Source organism: uncultured Microbulbifer sp., from assembly GCF_947498635.1.
GTDB classification, from domain to species: Bacteria; Pseudomonadota; Gammaproteobacteria; order Pseudomonadales; family Cellvibrionaceae; genus Microbulbifer; species Microbulbifer echini.
This window is the reverse complement of the sequence record NZ_CANMKV010000118.1, coordinates 1-654: the sequence shown is the minus strand read 5'-3', so window position 1 is coordinate 654 and position 654 is coordinate 1. Positions and strand designations below refer to the sequence as shown.

The window sequence follows — 654 nt, the reverse complement described above, 5'->3', positions numbered from 1 at the left end:
CTACTCGACAACAGCCTATACACGAGTAAGCGCCCCTGAAGATCAGGTCAGGACAGTTTCTGTTTATCGGGAGCATAGTAATGTTATATCTACAAACTCTTCGACTAAATTAAAATCTGGAAGTTTCACCTCAAGAACAGCTGTATTATCAACAAGCTCCAATAATAGTAAAACTGATTTTGCATACTGGAAAATAGTTGTAACTGTTAAGCGAAATGATGGTTTGCTCCCTAGTGGATATGACGGTACCTTTTCATATACCTCAGACCTGAGGACTTGGGATGGAAGCGTTGATATAACAAAGTTCTATGGAAATAATTTGCCAGCTGGAAATTATACAATTCAAATTGATGCCGAGGAATGTCATAGACGTTATATTTATGAGAGAGAGTTGGGGGGGTGGATAAATATTGGCGCTCCGAATGCGAGAGTAACTTACTCTCAAGCTAAGGTGTACAATGTTGGCACTCGTATTGAATGGACAGATCCCACTTACGGCCAATCCAAGACCACAAAGTTTTATTATAAATCAACCTCCTCTTCTGGTTGGTCCTCTAGAAACTTTACCACTAGTGGACACACTAATACGGTAGCTTTTGATGACCCAAGTTCGGGTAATTACAATTTCCGAATTGATTACCGAAATGGTAATTA

1 protein-coding gene is annotated in these 654 nt (G+C 39.6%); it reads left to right on the top strand.

The genetic code is table 11. The features are described 5' to 3' along the window. The coding region (locus Q1A69_RS20075) for a hypothetical protein (protein WP_299589688.1) at nt 1-654 on the top strand (654 nt) is incomplete at both ends.